Raw genomic sequence first — 18742 nt, 5'->3', positions numbered from 1 at the left:
ACGTCTCGCCCTACAGTGTGTTTCCTGTTAGCCGAGGGGACGGGTGTGGAAGCCAAGGCAGTGACGGAATTCGACTGTGTCGTGATTGGGACAGGCACGGGCATGTTCGCCGCCCTCGCCGCGGCCGACGCGGGCATGTCGGTGCTGCTCGTCGAGAAGTCCGAGTACGTCGGGGGCTCCACGGCGCTGTCCGGAGGCGGCATCTGGGTGCCCGGCAACCGGGTGCTGGTCGAGGCGGGGGCGCGCGACTCGTCCGATCGCGTCGAGCGTTACCTCGACCACGTCACGGCCGGTGAAACCACGCGTGCACGGTGGGGCGCCGTCATCGACCACGGGCCCGCGGCCATCGACCTGTTGCGACGCCGAACCCCGTTGAGCCTTCAGTGGATCCCGGGCTACGCCGACTACCGCCCCGAGCTGCCCGGCGGGTCCGCGGCCGGGCGCACGATCGAGCCCCGACCGTTCGACGCCACGCGACTGGGCGCCGACCGGGCGTTGCTGCGGCCCTCCGACCTCACGTCGTCGTTCCCCTTTCCCGTCACCGGCCGCTCCTACCGCTGGCTCAACCTGCTCACCCGTCATCCCCGCGGCGTGCTCGAGGCCGTCAAGACCGTCGGCACCGGAGTCGGTGGCCTCGCCCTGCGACGCGAATACGTCGCCGGCGGAAGCGCCCTCGCCGCCGGGTTGTTCGCGGGCGTACGATCCGCCGGCATCCCGGTGTGGCGCAACACCCCGCTCGTCGAGCTCGTCGTGCGCGACGGGCGCGTCACCGGGGTCGTCGTCGAGCGTGACGGGCGGAACACCGAGGTCAGCGCCGCGCGCGGCGTGATCCTCGCCACCGGCGGCTTCGAGCACAACGCGGCGATGCGCCGGCGGTACCAGTCCGCGCGGCTGGCGGCCGACTGGAGCTTCGGCAACCCCGCCAACACCGGCGACGCGATCGCCCTGGCCCACGAACAGGTCGGCGCCGCACTGGCGTTCATGGACGAGGCCTGGTGGTTCCCGGCAATGCCGACCCCGGGTGGCCCGCCGCTGCCGTTGCTCGCCGAACGGTCCCTGCCCGGTCAGCTCATCGTCGACCGCGCCGGCCGGCGCTTCATGAACGAGGCCCTCGAATACATGAGCGCCGGGCACGAACTGCTGCGCCGCGACCTGCCCGTGTGGATGATCTTCGACCGGCGCTACCGCGAGCGGTACGTCGTGGGCGCCACCGTGCTGCCGCGCCAGCCGATGCCGCAATCCTGGTACGACGCCGGGATCGTCGTGCAGGCACCGACTCTGGGCGAGCTCGCGGACCGCCTCGACCTGCCGCACCTGCCGCAGACCGTCGACCGCTTCAACCTGCTGGCCGCCGCCGGCCGCGACGACGACTTCGAGCGCGGCGTCAGCGCCTACGACCGCTACTACGGCGACCCGGGCGTCACCCCGAACCCCTGCCTCGGCCCGGTCGAGCGCGCGCCGTTCTACGCGCTCCAGCTCGTGCCCGGCGACCTCGGCACCTGCGGCGGCGTGCAGGCCGACGGCGTGGCCCGCGCCCTGCGCGACGACGGCTCGGTCATTGACGGTCTGTACGCCATCGGCAACACCGCCGGTAACGCCTTCGGCCGCACCTACCCCGGAGCCGGTGCGACCATCGGTCAGGGCCTCACCTTCGGTTACGTGGCCGCCCGGCACGCGGCCGGCCTGGTCTGAACCCCCGTCTCCGGGCGGGGCGCCAGTGGGACGAACGGGCGAACACCGGGACACGTGCGCCACCTAGGCTTGGGGACCACACTCCGAACCGGCGAAGGGCCCCACATGTCGAACCGCGCCTCCAACCGCGCCGCCCGCGAGGCCGCCGCCGCACAGGATGCGCGCGACTACCGATTCAGTTGCACCGCACTGAAAATCACCGGCGTCGTCGGCGGTATCGCCACGATCGTCAGCCTCTGGCTCGTGGTCCGGGTGTGGACCGAGGGGCAGATGGCGACGCTGACGCGGTTCGTGCCCGTCATGGTCGTCATCGCGAGCGTGTACATCGTCGGGCTCTGCGTGCGCCGGTACCGCGCGCTCACCGCCTCCGGGCACGTGCGCGGCTGGCGCGACGACATGCCCGACGGTCCCCGCACCATCCTCAGCTACTCGCTCATGCTGCTCGGCGTCATCGCCAACATGGCCTCCAGCTTCTACCCCGCGTGGCGGGACGCCCTGTACTGGGACGGCTTCGGGCTCATCGTCCTCGCCGGCGTCGCGCTTTTCACCGAGCGCGGCTGGCGCGACCGCTCCTGACCGCCCTCTTTGTCGGCCGAAGGCTGCCCTGTCGGTCGAGGGCTCGTGTCGTAACAGGAGCCCTCGACCCACAGGGCAGCCTTCGGCCGGGTGGGGGGCGCGCGTGCTCAGGTCAGGCGACGCGGATCTGCGGGGCGATCCGGCCGGCCTCGGCGGCCTGCGCGATCGCGGCGCGGGCGCGGTCACGCACGCCCCACGGGTCGATGGTGTTGACGTAGATGCGTGACCCGCCCTCGAAACCGGCCGGCGTGGAGATGCGCCATTTCAGGCAGATCCGCAGCGGCATCGGCAGATCCAGCGTCGGCGGCCGGTAGTGCCACTCCTCGTTGCACGGCACGCTCGGGCCGCTGACCTCGTGGCACGCGTGCAGCAGCGCCGACATGTCGGCCAGCTCCTGCGGCTGCAGGTTCCACGGGTCCGCGTCGCCGCGGCGCGACCACACCTCCAGCGTCGGGTAGCGGTGCCCGAAGCCCGCGAAGGCGACGGCGTGCTCGGTGGTGGCGACGACGAGGTCACGGCTCTGCGCGAATTCGATGCCGAACCGGGTGAACAACTGCGGGTCGGCGCGCAGCCGCTCCACCTCGGAGTTGCGCCAGCGACCGAACTCGTCGATGCCCACCAGCTGCTTGTGCAGGTGGTCGAACGACGCCCCCGCCGGCCGCAGCCAGTTCTGAAAGGCGACGACGTTGCGGATGCTCGGGTTGGCGGCGAACAGGTCGCGCATCGCCTGCAGCGTGACGTCGACGAACTGCTCGTGCTCGACGACGGACAGCGTTGAGGTCGAGGCGAGCTCGTCGTCGCATCGGGCTCCGTCGACGTGGTGGCGGCGCGCCACGATGACGTCGTGGAAGCCGCCCATGAGGCTGTCCGCGATGATCGCCTCGTCGCCGCCGGTCAGCAGGTCGGCCGGCCGGTGGAGACCGATGAGCCGGAGCACGTGCTCGCGACCGGCGGGATCGGCCAGGTACGCACGACGGCGCTCCAGCTCGGTCTCCGGGAGCGCGAAGCCGTGGTTGTGCCGCCAGTAGTCCAGCGAGACGATCTCGAACAGGTTAGGGATCACCCGGAATTCGGCGATCGTGTCGCCGAGATGGGAGGCGGTCACGCCGCGTAGGTCGCGCCACGTGCCGTCGTCGTCGCGCACCCGCCGCAGCTTCTCCGGCGGCGTCTGCAGCAGGTTGCCGGAGCAGAACGCGCAGTGCCGCCCGGCGTCGGCCGGGTCGAGCCGCAGGTGCGGCGCCGGCGCCCCCGTCAGCGGCCGGTTGCCCCGCCGCGGCACCGTCCACACCTCCGTGCCGGTGAAGGGGTTGATCTGCTTGACCGTGCCGTCTGGCAACCGCCGCAGGTGGTCGTCGGCCTCCGGTACGTCGGGTGCACCGGCGGGGGGCGCGGCCGTCATGACTCCGGCTCCGGCTCCGGGTCGAGCTCCTTGACGACGCGGGCCGGAACCCCGGCGACGACGCAGTTCGACGGCACGTCCTTGGTGACGACGGCACCGGCGGCGACGATGACGTTGTCGCCGATGCTCACGCCCGACAGGATCACGCAGTTGCCGCCGATCCACACGTCGCTGCCGATCGTCACCGGGTCGGCCTTGGCCATCATGGCCCGCCGGCCGCGGCGCGAGAGCGGGTGCCCGACGGTGGTGATCACGGTGTTCGGGCCGATCATCACGTAATCGCCGATGTGCACCGGCGCGATGTCGAGGATCGTCACGTTGTAGTTCGTCAGGAAACCCTGCCCGACGTGGATGTTCGCGCCGTTGTCGCAACGGAACGGTTGCTGCACGGAGATGTCGGCGCCGCTCGACCCGAACAGCGCCGTGATGACCCGCACCTGCGCCTCGACGTCCCGTGGGTCCAGCGAATTGAACTCGTGGCAGGCAGCGGTCGCGGTCTCCTTGCGGGCGACGACGCCGGGGTCGAGGAAGTGGTACTCCTCGCCGGCGTCCAGCTTGTCCAGTTCGCTGCGCATTCGTCGAACCGCCCTTCTGAGGTCTGTGTCCCGCCCCGATGCGCTCTCACGGTAGCGAAGGCCAGGCATTGCCGGATCGGTGCGACGGTGGATGAATGGGCGCATGACGCCATCCCCGATCGAACCGGACGAGACGACGAACGAACAGGAGCAGGGGCAGTCGGCCCAGGAGTCGGCGCAGACCCAGGAGTCGGCGGCCGCGGCGGAGGCGAAGGCCGCCGGGGTCCCCACCGCCTCCGCGCAGGAGACGGAGAAGCCCGCCCCCGGCAGCGCACAGGTCGGGGTCATCGGCATGGCGGTCATGGGCAGCAACCTGGCGCGCAACATGGCCCACCACGGCTACCGCGTGGCGCTGTTCAACCGCACGCTGGCCCGCACGCAGACCGTCATGGCCGACCACGGCACCGAGGGCGAGTTCCTGCCCGCCGAGACCGTCGAGGACTTCGTGTCCTCGCTGGAGAAGCCGCGGCGCATCGTCATCATGGTCAAGGCGGGGGCCGGCACCGACGCGACGATCGACACGCTGCTGCCCCTGCTGGACGAGGGCGACATCATCGTCGACGGCGGCAACGCCTTCTACCAGGACACCCGTCGTCGGGAAGCGGCGTTGGCGCAGAAGGGATTTCGGTTCATCGGAGCCGGTATCTCCGGCGGTGAGGTCGGGGCCCTCGAAGGCCCGTCGATCATGCCCGGCGGCCCGGAGAGCTCCTACGAGTTCATGGGCCCGATCCTCGAGGACATCTCCGCCAAGATCGACGGCGAGCCGTGCTGCACCTACATCGGCGCGGACGGCGCCGGGCACTTCGTGAAGATGGTGCACAACGGCATCGAGTACGCCGACATGCAGTTCATCGGCGAGGCGTACGAGCTGCTCAAGGGCCTGGGCCTGAGCCACGACGAGATGGCCGACGTGTTCGAGCGCTGGAACACCGGCGACCTCGACTCCTACCTCATCGAGATCACCTCGCAGGTGCTGCGCCAGCGCGACGCCCGCACCGGCAAGGCCCTCGTCGAGGTCATCGTCGACGCCGCCGGCATGAAGGGCACCGGCACGTGGACCGTGCAGTCGGCACTCACCCTCGGCACCCCGGTCAACTCGATCTCGGAGGCGGTTTTCGCCCGCGCGATCTCCAGCCACCCCGAACTGCGGGCCGCCGCGCAGGCCGCCCTGACCGGCCCGGACGGGTCACTGACCGGCCCCGACGGTCCGCTGAGCGGGCCGGACCGGGACCGGTTCATCGACGACATCCGCGACGCCCTGTGGTGCGCCAAGGTCGTCGCCTACGCCCAGGGCCTCGACGAGATCCGCATGGCCGCGGCCGAATACGGCTGGCAGATCGACGTGGCCGCCGTTGCCCGGATCTGGCGGGCGGGCTGCATCATCCGCGCCAAGCTGCTCTCGCGCATCTCCGACGAGTACGCCGCGAACAACCTCGTCACGCTGCTGGAGGCGCCCTCGATCAAGGACGAACTCGGGCAGAAGCAGAAGGCGTGGCGCCGGGTCGTCGCGACGGCCACCACCGCGGGCGTGCCCGTGCCCGGCTTCTCCTCCGCGCTGGCCTACTACGACCAGGCCCGCGCTCCCCGGCTCAACGCCGCGCTCACCCAGGGCCTGCGCGACTACTTCGGGGCGCACACCTACCGACGGGTCGACGCCGAGGGCTCCTTCCACACCCTGTGGTCCGGCGACCGCTCCGAGATCGAGGCCTGAGGAGGCAGGATCGCAAAGAGTCACGTGTAGTGACCTCTCGCGAGTGGACACCTTTGTTGCGCTGAGCAACATAGCAGGTCACAAGCCCGAAAGCGCACACTGCTGTGTGCGGTGACCACTCAAGGCGCGTCGAGTGGTCAATTCTCGAGGGTCGGGTGCGCGTGCCGCCCCGAGATTCCGCTGCGCGTCCCTCCCGCGGCGGCACCGCGCGGGCCACCCGCCGCCTCTGGCCGGCTCGGGAGGCGGGCTGGCACAGTGGGGGTCCAACCGCCCCCAACCCCCGGCCGGCTGCCGGGGACGACACCTCTGAGGAAGATCGCCGCGCAGTGACCGACTCCATCGACGCCGCCCTCGCCGCCCGCCTGACCGCGGCCGCCGGCTCGCGCGGCGCGCTGCCGGAGGTCGGCGACGACCCGAGCGTCACCGACTCCGACCTGGAGCGCCTGTGGGCGGCCCAGCTCGCCGCGCGGGCCGTCGACCTGCACGCCCGGGAGCTGCAGGCCGCCGGCGAGGGGTTCTACACGATCGGGTCGCTCGGGCATGAGTCGAACGCCGCGGTGGCGCAGGCGCTGCGGCCGACCGATCCGGCTCTGCTGCACTACCGCTCGGCCGGGTTCTACTGCGCCCGCGCCGCCCAGATCGCCGGCCACGACCCCGTGCGCGACATCCTGCGTTCGCTGATGTGCAGCGTGGACGACCCGATCAGCGGCGGCCGCCACAAGGTCTTCGGCCACAAGGACCTGGCGATCATCCCGCAGACCAGCACCATCGCCTCGCACCTGCCGCGCGCCGTCGGCCTCGCCTTCGCGCACGACCGCGCCCACGAGCGCGGGCTGCCCGACGAGTGGCCGGCCGACGCGCTCGTCGTGACCTCCCTCGGTGACGCCTCGCTCAACCACTCCACGACCCTCGGGGCGCTCAACGCCGCCCAGCACGCCGCCCATCAAGGCGTGCCGGTGCCGCTGCTCGTCGTCGTCGAGGACAACGGCCTCGGCATCTCCGTGCGCACCCCGGCGCGGTGGATCGAGGAGAGCCTGGCCCGGCTCACCGGCTTCGCCCGGTTTGAGGCCGACGGCGTCGACCCCGCCGGGGTGCTCGCGACCGCGCGCCGCGCCGCCGAGCGCGTGCGCACGACCCGGCGCCCGGCCGTCGTGCATCTGCGCACCGTGCGCTATCAGGGGCATGCCGGCTCCGACGCCGAGGTCGCCTACCGATCGCCCCGCGAGATCACCGCCGACCGGGAGCGCGACCCGCTGCTGGCCACCGCCGCACTGCTCGCCCGTCGCGGACTGCGCGCGCCGACGGCACTGCTCGAGGACTACCGCGCCGCCCGTGCCGCGGCCGCCGAGACCGCGACCGAGCTGCTGCCCGTCACCCGGCTCGCGGGTGCCGAAGCCGTCACCGCGCCCCTGACCCGGCGCGCCCCGGCGGCCGTGCGCGCCGCCGCGACGGTCGTCGGCGAGGGCCGCGACGCCGCCTTCCGCGGCCGGCTCCCGGAGGAGGCCGGCCCGCTGACCCTCGCCCAGGCGATCAACGCCACCCTCACCGACCTGCTCCTCGCCGACCCCGGGGCGCTCGTGTTCGGCGAGGACGTCGGCGTCAAGGGCGGCGTCTACGGCGTCACCCGCGGGCTGCGTCGCGCGTTCGGCGCCCAGCGCGTGTTCGACACCCTGCTCGACGAACAGACGATCCTCGGCACCGCCCTCGGAGCCGGGCTCGCCGGCCTGCTCCCGATCCCCGAGATCCAGTACCTCGCCTACCTGCACAACGCGATCGACCAGCTGCGCGGCGAGGCCGCCACGCTCGGCTTCTTCAGCGACGGCCGGTACGCCAACGCGCTCGTCGTGCGGATCGCCGGCCTGGCCTACCAGCGCGGCTTCGGCGGGCACTTCCACAACGACAACTCCGTCGCCGCCCTGCTCGACATCCCCGGACTCGTCGTCGCCGTGCCCAGCGGCGCCGCCGAGGCGCCCGGGCTGCTGCGCTCGCTCGCCGGCATCGCCCGCGCCGAGGGGCGCCCGACGGTCTTCCTCGAACCGATCGCTTTGTATCATTCGCGCGATACATTGCCCGGAGACGGTGCGGCGCTGGCGCCCTACCCGCCGCCCGATCGCTGGGCCGAGTCGCTGCCCGACCGTGACGAGGGGCGGCTGCACGTGCTCGGCGAGCGGCCCGCCTCCGTGCTGGTCGTGACGTTCGGCAACGGCGTCGGCATGACCCATCGCGCGCTCGCCGCCGCCCGCGCGCTCGACCCGCACGCGCGTGCCGACCTGTACGACCTGCGCTGGCTCGCGCCGCTGCCGCGGGAACACCTGCTCGCGGCCGCGCGCGACTACGAGGGCGTGCTCGTCGTCGACGAGACCCGGCACAGCGGGGGCGTCGGCGAACGCGTCATCACCGCCCTCATCGAGGGCGGCTACCGCGGCGCGATCGCCCGGGTGGCCAGCATCGACTCCTTCATTCCGCTCGGGCCGGCGGCCGCCAGTGTGCTGCTCGGCGAGGGCGAGATCACCGACGCGCTTGTCTCAATGTGTCAGATGTTTACTACAAAGGAGATGTCTCGTGGGTCGTGAACTGCCTACGGACGCCGACGTCGTCGTTCTCGGGGGCGGCGTCATCGGGCTCGCCACCGCCTACCACCTGGCCCGCCGCGGCCTGCCACGGGTGGTGCTGCTCGACAAGGCGCAGTTCGGCTCGGGGTCGACGTGCAAGTCGGCCGGCGGCGTGCGCGCCCAGTTCTCCGACGAGATCAACATCGTGCTCGGCCAGCACGGACTGCGGGTCTTAGAGAACTTCGCGCAGACCTTCGGGCAGGAGATCGATCTGCACCAGGTCGGCTACCTGTTCCTCCTCGACGACCCGGGTGACGTCGCGACCTTCGAGGCGAGCGTCGCCCTGCAGAACTCCCTCGGCGTGCCCTCGCGCATGCTCACGCCCGCCGAGGCGCAGCGACTCTCCCCGCTCATCAGCACCGACGGCCTGCTCGCAGCCGCCTTCTCGCCCGAGGACGGGCACTGCACCCCGGAGTCGGTGTGCCTGGGGTACGCCGGGGCCGCCCGCCGCGCCGGCGCCACCCTGCTGCCCGGGTGCGCGGCCACCGGCGCCGACGTCGACCGCTCCGGTGCGGCGCCCCGGATCACGGCCGTGCACACCGAGGCCGGCACGGTGCGCACCGAGCAGGTGGTCATCGCCACCGGCGCCTGGTCGCGGGAGGTCGGCGGCTGGTTCGGCCTCGACCTGCCGGTCGAGCCGCTGCGCCGCCAGATCGTCACCACCGAACCCGTGCCAGGGCTGCGACCCGACACCCCGATGACCGTGGAGTTCTCCTCGACCTTCTACTTCCACAACGAGGGCCCCGGGCTGCTCATCGGCATGTCCGACCCGCAGGAGACCCCCGGCTTCAAGCTCGGCCGCGACGACGCCTGGCTGCCCGGCCTCATCGACGCGATGGAGCGGCGCGCGCCGTCGCTGGCGGAGGTCGGCATCGCCGGCGGCTGGGCCGGGCTGTACGAGGTGACCCCCGACGCGAACGGGCTCGTCGGCACCGCTGCCGACCTGCCCGGCCTGCACTACTGCACCGGCTTCTCCGGGCACGGGTTCCTGCTCGGCCCCGCGCTCGGGGAGGTCATGGCCGACCTCGTGCAGGGACGCGATCCGCTCGTCGACATCGGCGGGTTCGACGTGTCCCGCTTCGCCGGGCAACGCCTGCGCCCCGAGATCAACATCGTCTGAGCGCGCCGGTCGTCAGACTGGAGCGCACGCACGCACGAACACCCCGCCCGACCATGGAGGACGTCCCCCGATGAGCACCACGACCACGACCGAGCGCACCGACCTGCCCGGCGCCGACGAGCTGCGGCAGCGGGCCGAACGCGCCGCGCAAGCCTGCGGGCTCGACCTGTCCGCGCACGCGGGCGACGCGGCGGGTCGGTCGCCGCTGACCGGCTCCGTCGTCTCGTCGCTGGCCTGGTCGAGCGCCGCCGACGTCGAGGCGGCGGTGGGGCGCGCGCACGCGGCCTTCCCGGCCTTCCGTGACACCCCGGCTCCGGTGCGCGGCAACCTGGTCAAGCGCCTCGGTGAGCTGCTCACGCAGCACAAGGCCGATCTTGGCGAGCTCGTCAGCATCGAGGCGGGCAAGATCACCTCCGAGGCCCTCGGCGAGGTGCAGGAGATGATCGACATCTGCGACTACGCCGTGGGGCTGTCGCGGCAGCTGTTCGGGCGCACGATGACCAGCGAGCGGCCCGGACACCGGCTTATGGAGACGTGGCACCCGCTCGGCGTCGTCGGCGTCATCAGCGCGTTCAACTTTCCCGTCGCCGTGTGGTCGTGGAACACCGCGGTCGCCCTCGTGTGCGGCGACCCCGTCGTGTGGAAGCCCAGCGAGCAGACCCCGCTGTGCGCGCTGGCCGCCAACGCGCTGCTGCAGCGGGCCCTCGCCGAGTCCGACCTGAGCCCGGACCTCGCGCATGTCGTGCTCGGAGCCGGTGAGGTCGGCCAGGCGCTCGTCGACGACCCCCGGGTCGCGCTGCTGTCGGCGACCGGGTCGACCCGCATGGGCCGCGAGGTCGGGCCGCGGGTCGCCGCCCGATTCGGCCGGGTGCTGCTCGAACTCGGCGGCAACAACGCCGCGATCGTCGGCCCCAGCGCCGATCTCGACCTGACCACCCGCGGCATCGTCTTCGCCGCCGCTGGCACCGCCGGGCAGCGGTGCACGACGATGCGACGGGTCATCGCGCACCGTGACGTCGTCGATGACGTCGTCGAACGCGTCGGCGCCGCGTACCGCAAGCTGCCGGTCGGCAACCCGCTCGTCGAGGGAACCCTCGTCGGGCCGCTCGTGTCGAAGGCCGCGTTCGAGGGTTTCGAGGCCGCGATCGAGCAGGCCAAGGAGGCCGGGGGAGAGGTCATCGCCGGGGGCGCCCGCGTCGACGTCGGCGGGGCCGACGCGTACTACGTCGAGCCGACGGTCATCCGCATGCCGCAGCAGTCGCAGGTCGTGTGCACCGAGACGTTCGCGCCGATCCTGTACGTGCTCGACTACGCCGACCTCGACGAGGCGATTGCGCTGAACAACGGTGTGCCGCAAGGGTTGTCGTCGTCGATCTTCACCCAGGACCAGGCCGAGGCGGAGCGCTTCGTGGCCGCCTCCGGCTCCGACTGCGGAATCGTCAACGTCAACATCGGCACCTCCGGGGCCGAGATCGGCGGTGCGTTCGGCGGCGAGAAGGAGACCGGCGGCGGACGCGAGTCGGGCTCCGACGCCTGGCGCGCCTACATGCGCCGCGCGACGAACACGATCAACTACTCCGGGGAGTTGCCGCTGGCCCAGGGCGTCACCTTCGACGTCTGACGCTGGTCGTTCAGTCCCGAGCGGCGCGAGGTGCGCTCAGCGCCCGGTCGCCAAGGAGCGGCGCACCGACCTGGCCGCCCCGGCCAGATCCCCGGCACACATGGCCGAAGGCTGCCCTTTCGGTCGAGGGCTCGTACTGCAGCCCTAGCCTTCGGCCGAAAGGGCAGCCTTCGGCCGAATGGGGGGAGGGGTGAGGGGGTGGGTCAGTGGTGGCGGGGGTGGTACATCGACTCGATCTGGCGGGCGTAGCGCTCCTCGACGACGTGGCGTTTGACCTTCAGGGTGGCGGTGAGTTCGCCGGCCTCCTCGGTGAGGTCCTCCGGGAGGAGGGTGAAGGCGCGGACCGCCTCGGCCCGCGACACCTGGGCCGATGCTTCGTCGACGGCGCTCTGCACGAGGGCCCGTAGCTGCTGGTTGTCACACAACTGTGTGAGGTCTGACCCGTCGATGCCGTTGTCGCGGGCCCACGCCCGGGCGCCGTCGGCGTCGAGGGTGATGAGGGCGCTGACGAACGGGCGGCCCTCGCCGACGAGCAGCGCGTGCCCGATGACCGGGTGGGCGCGCAGCGCCTCCTCGATCGGCCCGGGCACGACGTTCTTGCCGCCCGCGGTGACGATGATCTCCTTGCTGCGGCCGGTGATCCACACGAAGCCGTCGGCGTCGATGGAGCCGAGGTCACCGGTGCGAAACCAGCCGTCGTCGAAGGCCTCGACGCTCGCCTGGTGGTTGCCCCAGTACTCCTCGAACACGACCCGTCCGCGCACCTGCAGCTCCCCGGAGCCGGTGACCCGCACCGCGTTGCCGCCGACGGGCCGTCCGACGCTGCCGACGCGGGTCGCACCGCGCTCGTTGACGGTGATCGCCGCGCACGTCTCGGTGAGCCCGTACCCCTCGTAGATCGGCACCCCGAGGCCGCGGAAGAAGTGCGTGAGGTCGGGCCGCAGCGCGCCGCCGCCGGAGATCGCATACTCGCACTGCCCCCCGAGCGCGGACCGCACCGCGCGGTAGACGAGCCGGTCGAAGACCGCGTGCTCGGCGCGCAGCCGCAGACCGGGCCCCGCCGCACCGGAGTCCGACGGCTCCTGCGCCCGGCTCCACTCGATCGCGACGCGCTCGGCGCGGCGGAAGATCTCGGCCTTCGCCGGGCCGCCGTGCCGGGCCGCGGATCGGACTCCGGCGTGCACCTTTTCGAACACCCGCGGCACGCCGAGCACGACGTGCGGTCGGAAGACGCCCAGCTGCTCGACGAGCGTGGCGGTGTCGGCCCAGAAACCGACGGTCGCGCCGCCGGCGCTCAGCGCGTAGGTGACCGCGCGGGCCAGCACGTGCGCCAGCGGCAGGAACATCAGCGTGCGCCGGCCGGGCACCGCGACCTCGCCGATCGGTTGGGAGAGCAGCGCGCGGGTCTCGGCGGCGAGGTTCGCGTGGGTGAGCACGCAGCCCTTGGGGCGCCCGGTCGTCCCCGAGGTGTAGACGATCGAGGCGGGGGCCGCGAGCGTCACCCCCGAGGCCCGCTCCTCGACGCGCTCGGCGGGCACGTCGCGACCGGCCGCCCGCAGCCGCTGGAGCGCACCCGCGGCGGAGTCGTCGATGACGAGCACCTCCACGTGCCCGAGGTCGGCGCGCTCGACGAGGCGGCGCATCGCCTCGGTCTCCACGATGATGAGGCGGGCGCCGGAGTCGCGCACGATCCACTCGACCTGGGCGGCCGAGGAGGTGGGGTAGATCGGCACGGTGACACCGCCGACGGCCCAGACCGCCGAGTCGAGCAGCAGCCACTCGTACCGGGTGCCCGACATGAGGGCGACGCGGGAGCCGGTGTCGACGCCGAATCCGAGCAGCCCGCGGGCGGATTCGACGACGGCGCCGAGGTGGTCGGCGGCGCTGCGCACGCGCCAGGCGCCGTCGGTGTAGAGCTCGAACGAGGCGTGCTGCGGGCGCAGGGCCGCCTGCCGCCAGGCCAGCCGCGCGAGGTTGTCGCGCTCGGTCAGCTCGAACGTCGGCGGCCGGTCCGTCTCGCGGCGGGTGCGCTCGGGGGCGTGCGGGCTGGGCGGCGTGGACACGCACGGCACGCTACCTCGCGCACGCGCAGCGGCCCGCACCCGTCGAGGGCGCGGGCCGTGCCGGTGAGAGGCGCGGTTGGATCAGGAGCGCGGCTCGATCTCACCCATCGGGCCGAAGCCGGTGATCTCCTCGGCGTCGACGTAGATGATCTGCGGCTGCGCCGAGACGATGTCGGGCATGTCCTCGACGAACCGGGAGAAGTGCTCGGTCTTCGTGTGCGCGCCGCCGGCGTCGGAGTTGGTGAACCCCTCGATGCAGATGTACGTCTGCGGCTCCAGCACGCTCTGCGCGAACTCGAAGAACTCGCACCCCGGCTCGGCGTTGACCGCCTCGGCGTAGTAGCTCGACAGCTCCTTCCACTCCGCGAGCTTGTCGGTGCGGATCGGGAACTTCACGGTGATGAGGATCATGCGGTCTCCTTCGCTCGCTTCCTGCCAGTGCGCGCGCCGGCGCGCCGGCCTGGCTTACCTGCTCGAATCTAGCCGCCGGCCGCGCCGGGCTCTCGTCGAGCCGGTGTCTCACTCTGCGACGGTGACGCCCTATGCGCTAATTTATCCAATATAACTGGTAGAAAATGAAGGAGACCGAGATGGCCGACACCGAACTCGACGTGCGCGACGAGCCGCCCGCCCGCCGTCACCAGCTGATCTTCGAGACCTACGGGGCGCTCGCGCGGGGCGCGGCGTTCGTGCTCGTCAACGACCACGACCCCAAGCCGCTCTACTACCAGTTCGCGGCCGAGCACGCCGGCGAGTTCACCTGGGACTACCTCGAGCAGGGCCCGGAGCGCTGGCAGGTGCGGATCGGCCGACCGGACGCCGCCTGACGTGGCCGGCCTGCCGAACCACGGCCCGATCGGCGAACTCGACGTCACCGAATGGGTCGGGGAGCCGCCCGGTTCGCTCGCCGAACTACGCGGCCGGGTGGTGGCCATCGAGGCCTTCCAGATGCTGTGCCCGGGGTGCGTGCAGCACCACGGCCTGCCGCAGGCGCAGCGGCTGCACCGGCTGTTTCGCCCCGAGGACGTCGTGGTCCTCGGGCTGCACACGGTCTTCGAGCATCACGACGTCATGGGGCCCGAGGCGCTGCGGGTGTTCCTCAGCGAGTTCGCGATCACCTTTCCCGTGGCGATCGACCGGCCGCAGCCGGGCGGCATGCCCGCGACGATGAGCCGGCTCGGGCTGCCGGGCACGCCCTCGCTGCTGCTCCTCGACCGGGCCGGTGACCTGCGCTTCCACCGGTTCGGGCAGGTCGACGACCTCACCCTCGGCGCCGCCGTCGGTGCGCTCGTCGCGTGAGCGCCGGAACCTGGCGTCGTCAGCCGATCGTGAGCTCGGAGTCGGTGTAGACCGCGACGGGCGTCGCCGCGAAGACGAGCCGGGTGTCGCCGCCGCGGGTGCGTGGCACGTACGCCGCCACCCGGAGGCCGGGGCGAACGTCGGGCTCCAGCCAGACCTCGCGCACGCCGCTCCACCCCGGGCAGCCCTCCGTCAACTCCCAGGTCCACACGGGCTCGTTGCCGGCACCCGGCGAGCGGTCGGCCGGTGCGAGGCGGGCGCGCACCATCTGGTCGGTGGCGTACGGCGAGCGGGCGCGCTGGTCGTTGATCTGGGCGCGCACGAGCCGAGGCGACCGCAGTAACCGCCAGGCCGGCACGGCCCTGGCGACACCCGCGACGCTGATATGCATCGAGAAGACGGACATCTGGGCGGTGAACAGCTCGTCGAGACCTCCGCCCATGCTCAGATCGACCACCGCCACGGCCAGTGTGCCGCCGATGAACACCGCGAGCAGCCCGCCCCACAGGAGCACGGTGTTGCGGGCCTTGCGCCGCAGGTCGGTGAGCCGGGCCGGGTCGAGCCGGTCGGGCGCGTCGACCGGGTCGCTCGAGTCGCTCGGGTCGCGTTCGCTCGATTCGGTCGGCGCGAACCGGGTGGGGTGATCGGCCTCGGGGGTGGTGTACGGCCAAATCACCTGCGCCTGCCCGTCCGTCTCCACGACGACCGGCGTGCGGCGGGCCATCGAGAACTGCGCGTCCACCCACACGCGCCGGCCCGGCTCCGGAGGCGTGGGGCGCAGGCCGATGCGCCAGCCCCACCGACTCCCCGGCTCCGGGTGGTGCTTGCGGTCGTCGGGTCGTGCCGGGGAGGGCTCGGGCTCGTCGTCGAGGCGCACCGCGATGCGCGCGCCGCCGCTCGCGACGACCGTGGCCGGCCGCAGGTCGGTGACGTGCCGACACACGGATCCCGCCGCGTACTGCCAACGCGGTACCGACGCCCAGGCAAACACGGTCGCAGCGACGAGAAAATGCCGGTGACCAGGGGCGCTGAGCCGAACCCGCCCCCGTAGGGAGGCGGGAACGCCGCCCAGGCCGCGACGCCCAGTACGAGCAGCACGAGGGGCCACACCGTCCAACGCCACCGGTTCAGCCGGCGGCGCTGCTCGCGCAGTGCGGTGAGCGCGGCCTCGCGCGTCAACCCGTCGACCCCCTGCGCAGACGGGCGCGGTGTGGGCCCGGCTGTGGCTTGGGTTGGCCGCCCCGCCGGTGTCTTGTCGCTCATCTCGCCCCCTGACCCGCTCTCGACGGACCGCCCCCGCAACACCCCATCGCCGCGGTCCGGGCGAACAGGATAGGCAGTTCCACGCGCCGCGCAGGCCCGCGCGCCACTCCCGGGCGGATGCGCAAGCGGGCTTCGCTGCAGGTCAGCCGGTTTCGTCGCCGCCGGGGCCGGTCCCGTCGGCCACACTCGCCGGCGGCGACGGCACCAGCAGCGGGCTGCCGCCGGCACCCGGCCGAGCCGCCCGCCGCGGGTACCATGACGTCATGGCCGCCACCCCGCGCCCGACGAGGCCCGAATTCCCCGACGGATACGGACTCCCCGAGACCACCGACGGGTTGCTCGACTGGAGCCGGGTCGAGCAGCGGCTGCGCGAAGCGCAGCACTACTGGATCGCCAGCGTGCGCACCGACGGCCGGCCGCATTCGGTGCCGCGCTGGGGCGTCTGGCTCGACGGCGCGTTCTGGTACGACGGCGCCCCGACGACCCGGCACACCCGCAACGTCGAAGCCAACCCGCACGTCACGCTCACGCTGGAGAGCGGCACCCAGGTGGTCATCGTCGAGGGCGAATCCCACGCCACGCGAGCCGATCCCGAGGGCCTAGGGGCGAGGCTCGCGCAGGCCTTCGGCAAGTACGCCGACGGCGGCTACAGCCCGGCTCCCGATGCCTGGTCCGGCGCCGACGGCGGCGGCCTGCGCGTCATCACCCCGCGCCTCGTGCTCGCCTGGTTCGACTTTCCGACCGACTGCACCCGCTTCACGTTCTGACCCGCCGAGCCGCCGAGCGGCCGAGCACCGAGCCACCGAGCCGGCGAGCTGCCGAGCCGCCGAGCCGCTGACGCGCCGAGCCGGAGACCAGGCAGCCAACCGCCGAGCCAGCCAACCACCGAGCCAGCCAGACGTCGAGCCGGCGAGCCGGCACCCGCACGACACCGCCTCCTGACCGCACGTGAACCTGTGCCGTCGGCCCGGACCGCCCGGCTGCCGCGGAACCGACTCCGCGGAGGGCGTCCGGCGGCAACCGCCCGGTCCGGTCCCGGCCGCCGAGACCGCCCGCTCACACCCCGAGACGGAGGCGGAGTCAGACGACGACCTTGGGCCGAGGGCAAAGGCGCAGGTCACGCAGCGCCGAAACGCACAGTTTGGCCAAGTGGCCAAACTTTGCCACACTAGAGCCTGTCAACGCCTCGGCGTCCCGCGGCCGCGCATTCGTGCCACCCGCCACCTGCGACGTGCCACGCGCCAAGGGCCACCCGCCGCCGCACCCGAGGCCCGAATCGACTCCCGAAGGTGCCCTGTGTCCGCCGTCCGCCGCTGGTCCGCGCTCGCCGTGCTCGCGCTGCCGGTGCTGCTCATCAGCATCGACATGAGCGTGCTCGGCATCGCCGTGCCCGCGCTCAGCGCCGATCTGCAGCCCAGCTCCACGCAGCTGCTGTGGATCATCGACCTTTACTCGTTCCTGCTCGCGGGCCTGCTCGTGCTCGCCGGCAGCCTCGGCGACCGCTTCGGCCGCCGGCTGCTGCTGCTCATCGGGGCGCCCGCGTTCGGGCTCGCCTCGGTGCTGGCGGCCTTCGCGACGAGCCCGGAGATGCTCATCGCCGCCCGCGCCCTGCTCGGCGTCGGCGGCGCCACGCTCATGCCCTCGACGCTCGGCCTGCTGCGCACGATCTTCCCCGACCGCCGCGAGCGCCGCACCGCCATCGCCGTGTGGGCCACCGCCTTCTCCGGCGGCGCCGCGCTCGGCCCGGTGCTCGGCGGTGTGCTGCTCGAACACTTCTGGTGGGGCTCGGTCTTCCTCATCAACGCCCCGGTCATGGTCGTCTTCCTCGCGGCCGCGGTGTGGCTGCTGCCCGAGTCGAAGGACCCGCACCCCGGACCCTTCGATATCCCCTCGGCGCTGCTGTCGATCGCCGGTCTGCTGCCGGTCGTGTACGCCCTGAAGTCCGGTGTGCGCCACCCGAGCTGGACCGCCCTGGCCGCCCTCGTCGTCGGCCTCGCGCTGCTCGTCGTCTTCGTCCGCCGCCAGCGCCGCCTGGCCCACCCGATGATCGACGTCGGCCTCTTCGCGCGGCCCGGCTTCTCGGCGGCGGTGCTCACCAACGTCATCGCGGTCTTCAGCATGCTCGGCGCCCTGTTCTTCTTCCCGCAGTACCTCATGCTCGTGCAGGGCATGGGCTCGGCCGAGGCGGGTCTGTGGTTGCTGCCGCTGGCGGCCGCCACGGTCGCCGGCACCTTGACGTCGCCGCAACTCGCCAAGGTGCTGCCGGTGCGCATCGTCATCGTCATCGGGCTCGTGCTCATCGGCGTGGGCTTCGTCGTCGCCACCGGGCTCGACGCGGGCGCCGGCATCGGCACGTTCGCCGCGGCCTCCGTGCTCATCGGCGTCGGCGCCGGGCTCGCCGAGACCCTCACCAACGACGTCATCCTCACGACCGCGCCGCCCGCCCGCGCCGGGGCCGCCGCGGCGATCTCGGAGACGGGGTACGAGTTCGGCGGAGCGTTGGGCACCGCGGTCCTCGGCACGATCGGCATGGCCGTCTACGCCCGCGGCCTCGCCGCGCTCGAGGGGCTGCCGGGGCTGGGTGCGGCCGATCTGGCCTCCGCGCAGGAGACGCTCGGCGCCGCCCACGACCGGGCCGCGCACCTGCCGGAGCCGGTGGCCTCGACCCTGCGCGACGCCGCCTCCTCGGCCTTCGTCACCGGCATGGACACCGTCGCCCTCGTCTGCGCGATCGCCATGCTCGGCGCCCTCGTCATCGCCTGGCGCGGCCTGGCAGTGCCCGCCGTCGACGGGGCCACCGCCGACCGCGCC

The 18742-nt window shown here is 72.7% G+C and carries 15 protein-coding genes; 10 read left to right on the top strand and 5 right to left on the bottom strand.

Annotated elements, in window-relative coordinates; genetic code table 11:
• The first annotated feature begins 15 nt into the window (after positions 1-15).
• Together PINTE_RS00715 and PINTE_RS00710 are read left to right on the top strand one after the other, a co-directional pair.
• Entirely contained in the window at positions 16-1692 is a 1677-nt protein-coding gene (locus tag PINTE_RS00715) for an FAD-dependent oxidoreductase (RefSeq protein ID WP_306304833.1), read from the top strand.
• Positions 1693-1797: 105 nt separating this feature from the next.
• Entirely contained in the window at positions 1798-2268 is a 471-nt protein-coding gene (locus PINTE_RS00710; protein ID WP_068424797.1) for a hypothetical protein, read from the top strand.
• 112 nt (positions 2269-2380) lie between these two features.
• Here PINTE_RS00710 and PINTE_RS00705 read toward each other — a convergent pair whose 3' ends face one another.
• Together PINTE_RS00705 and PINTE_RS00700 are read right to left on the bottom strand one after the other, a co-directional pair.
• Positions 2381-3667, bottom strand: a complete 1287-nt coding sequence (locus PINTE_RS00705; RefSeq protein WP_068424794.1) for a DUF4921 family protein — start codon at positions 3665-3667, stop codon at positions 2381-2383.
• Positions 3664-4242, bottom strand: coding sequence for a sugar O-acetyltransferase (locus PINTE_RS00700; RefSeq protein ID WP_068424791.1), 579 nt, complete (start codon positions 4240-4242; stop codon positions 3664-3666). Before PINTE_RS00700 ends, PINTE_RS00705 begins: the two co-directional genes overlap by 4 nt.
• A 103-nt stretch (positions 4243-4345) precedes the next feature.
• Here PINTE_RS00700 and gnd point away from each other — a divergent pair, with 103 nt between their 5' ends.
• The 4 genes from gnd to amaB all read left to right on the top strand — a co-directional run bounded on the left by gnd (position 4346) and on the right by amaB (position 11306).
• Positions 4346-5953: an NADP-dependent phosphogluconate dehydrogenase gene (gnd, locus tag PINTE_RS00695; protein WP_084343052.1), complete on the top strand. Its 1608-nt coding sequence runs from the start codon at positions 4346-4348 to the stop codon at positions 5951-5953.
• A gap of 326 nt (positions 5954-6279) precedes the next feature.
• Positions 6280-8526, top strand: a complete 2247-nt coding sequence (locus tag PINTE_RS00690) for a thiamine pyrophosphate-dependent enzyme (protein WP_068424788.1) — start codon at positions 6280-6282, stop codon at positions 8524-8526.
• Positions 8516-9685 carry an NAD(P)/FAD-dependent oxidoreductase gene (locus PINTE_RS00685; protein WP_217996450.1) on the top strand — a complete coding sequence of 390 codons (1170 nt, stop codon included), beginning with the start codon at positions 8516-8518 and terminating at the stop codon, positions 9683-9685. Before PINTE_RS00690 ends, PINTE_RS00685 begins: the two co-directional genes overlap by 11 nt.
• Positions 9686-9755: 70 nt before the next feature.
• Positions 9756-11306 carry an L-piperidine-6-carboxylate dehydrogenase gene (gene amaB / locus PINTE_RS00680; protein WP_068424785.1) on the top strand — a complete coding sequence of 517 codons (1551 nt, stop codon included), beginning with the start codon at positions 9756-9758 and terminating at the stop codon, positions 11304-11306.
• A 203-nt stretch (positions 11307-11509) separates the two neighbouring features.
• Here the strand turns inward: amaB and PINTE_RS00675 are convergent, their stop codons facing one another.
• Together PINTE_RS00675 and PINTE_RS00670 are read right to left on the bottom strand one after the other, a co-directional pair.
• Entirely contained in the window at positions 11510-13369 is a 1860-nt protein-coding gene (locus PINTE_RS00675) for an AMP-dependent synthetase/ligase (protein WP_084343071.1), read from the bottom strand.
• Between the two features lie 81 nt (positions 13370-13450).
• Entirely contained in the window at positions 13451-13780 is a 330-nt protein-coding gene (locus tag PINTE_RS00670; protein ID WP_068424782.1) for a putative quinol monooxygenase, read from the bottom strand.
• A gap of 179 nt (positions 13781-13959) precedes the next feature.
• On the opposite strand from PINTE_RS00670, the gene PINTE_RS00665 reads away from it, so the two are divergent.
• Together PINTE_RS00665 and PINTE_RS00660 are read left to right on the top strand one after the other, a co-directional pair.
• Positions 13960-14196: a DUF2249 domain-containing protein gene (locus PINTE_RS00665; RefSeq protein ID WP_068425041.1), complete on the top strand. Its 237-nt coding sequence runs from the start codon at positions 13960-13962 to the stop codon at positions 14194-14196.
• A 1-nt stretch (position 14197) separates the two neighbouring features.
• Positions 14198-14668 (top strand): peroxiredoxin family protein, encoded by a 471-nt coding sequence (locus PINTE_RS00660; protein ID WP_068424779.1) that lies wholly within the window; start codon positions 14198-14200, stop codon positions 14666-14668.
• A gap of 19 nt (positions 14669-14687) precedes the next feature.
• Here the strand turns inward: PINTE_RS00660 and PINTE_RS00655 are convergent, their stop codons facing one another.
• Positions 14688-15659: a hypothetical protein gene (locus tag PINTE_RS00655; RefSeq protein ID WP_157087007.1), complete on the bottom strand. Its 972-nt coding sequence runs from the start codon at positions 15657-15659 to the stop codon at positions 14688-14690.
• A 535-nt stretch (positions 15660-16194) separates the two neighbouring features.
• On the opposite strand from PINTE_RS00655, the gene PINTE_RS00650 reads away from it, so the two are divergent.
• Complete coding sequence (locus PINTE_RS00650) at positions 16195-16698, top strand: pyridoxamine 5'-phosphate oxidase family protein (protein WP_068424773.1); 504 nt, start codon at positions 16195-16197, stop codon at positions 16696-16698.
• 529 nt (positions 16699-17227) lie between these two features.
• Positions 17228-18742: MFS transporter (locus PINTE_RS00645; RefSeq protein WP_068424770.1), on the top strand; the 1515-nt coding region annotated here is incomplete at its 3' end.

Origin of the sequence: Piscicoccus intestinalis NBRC 104926 (assembly GCF_001515525.1) — a bacterium.
Classification (GTDB): domain Bacteria; phylum Actinomycetota; class Actinomycetes; order Actinomycetales; family Dermatophilaceae; genus Kineosphaera; species Kineosphaera intestinalis.
Note: the sequence above shows the minus strand (reverse complement) of the source record. Positions and strands in the feature narration are given on the sequence as shown.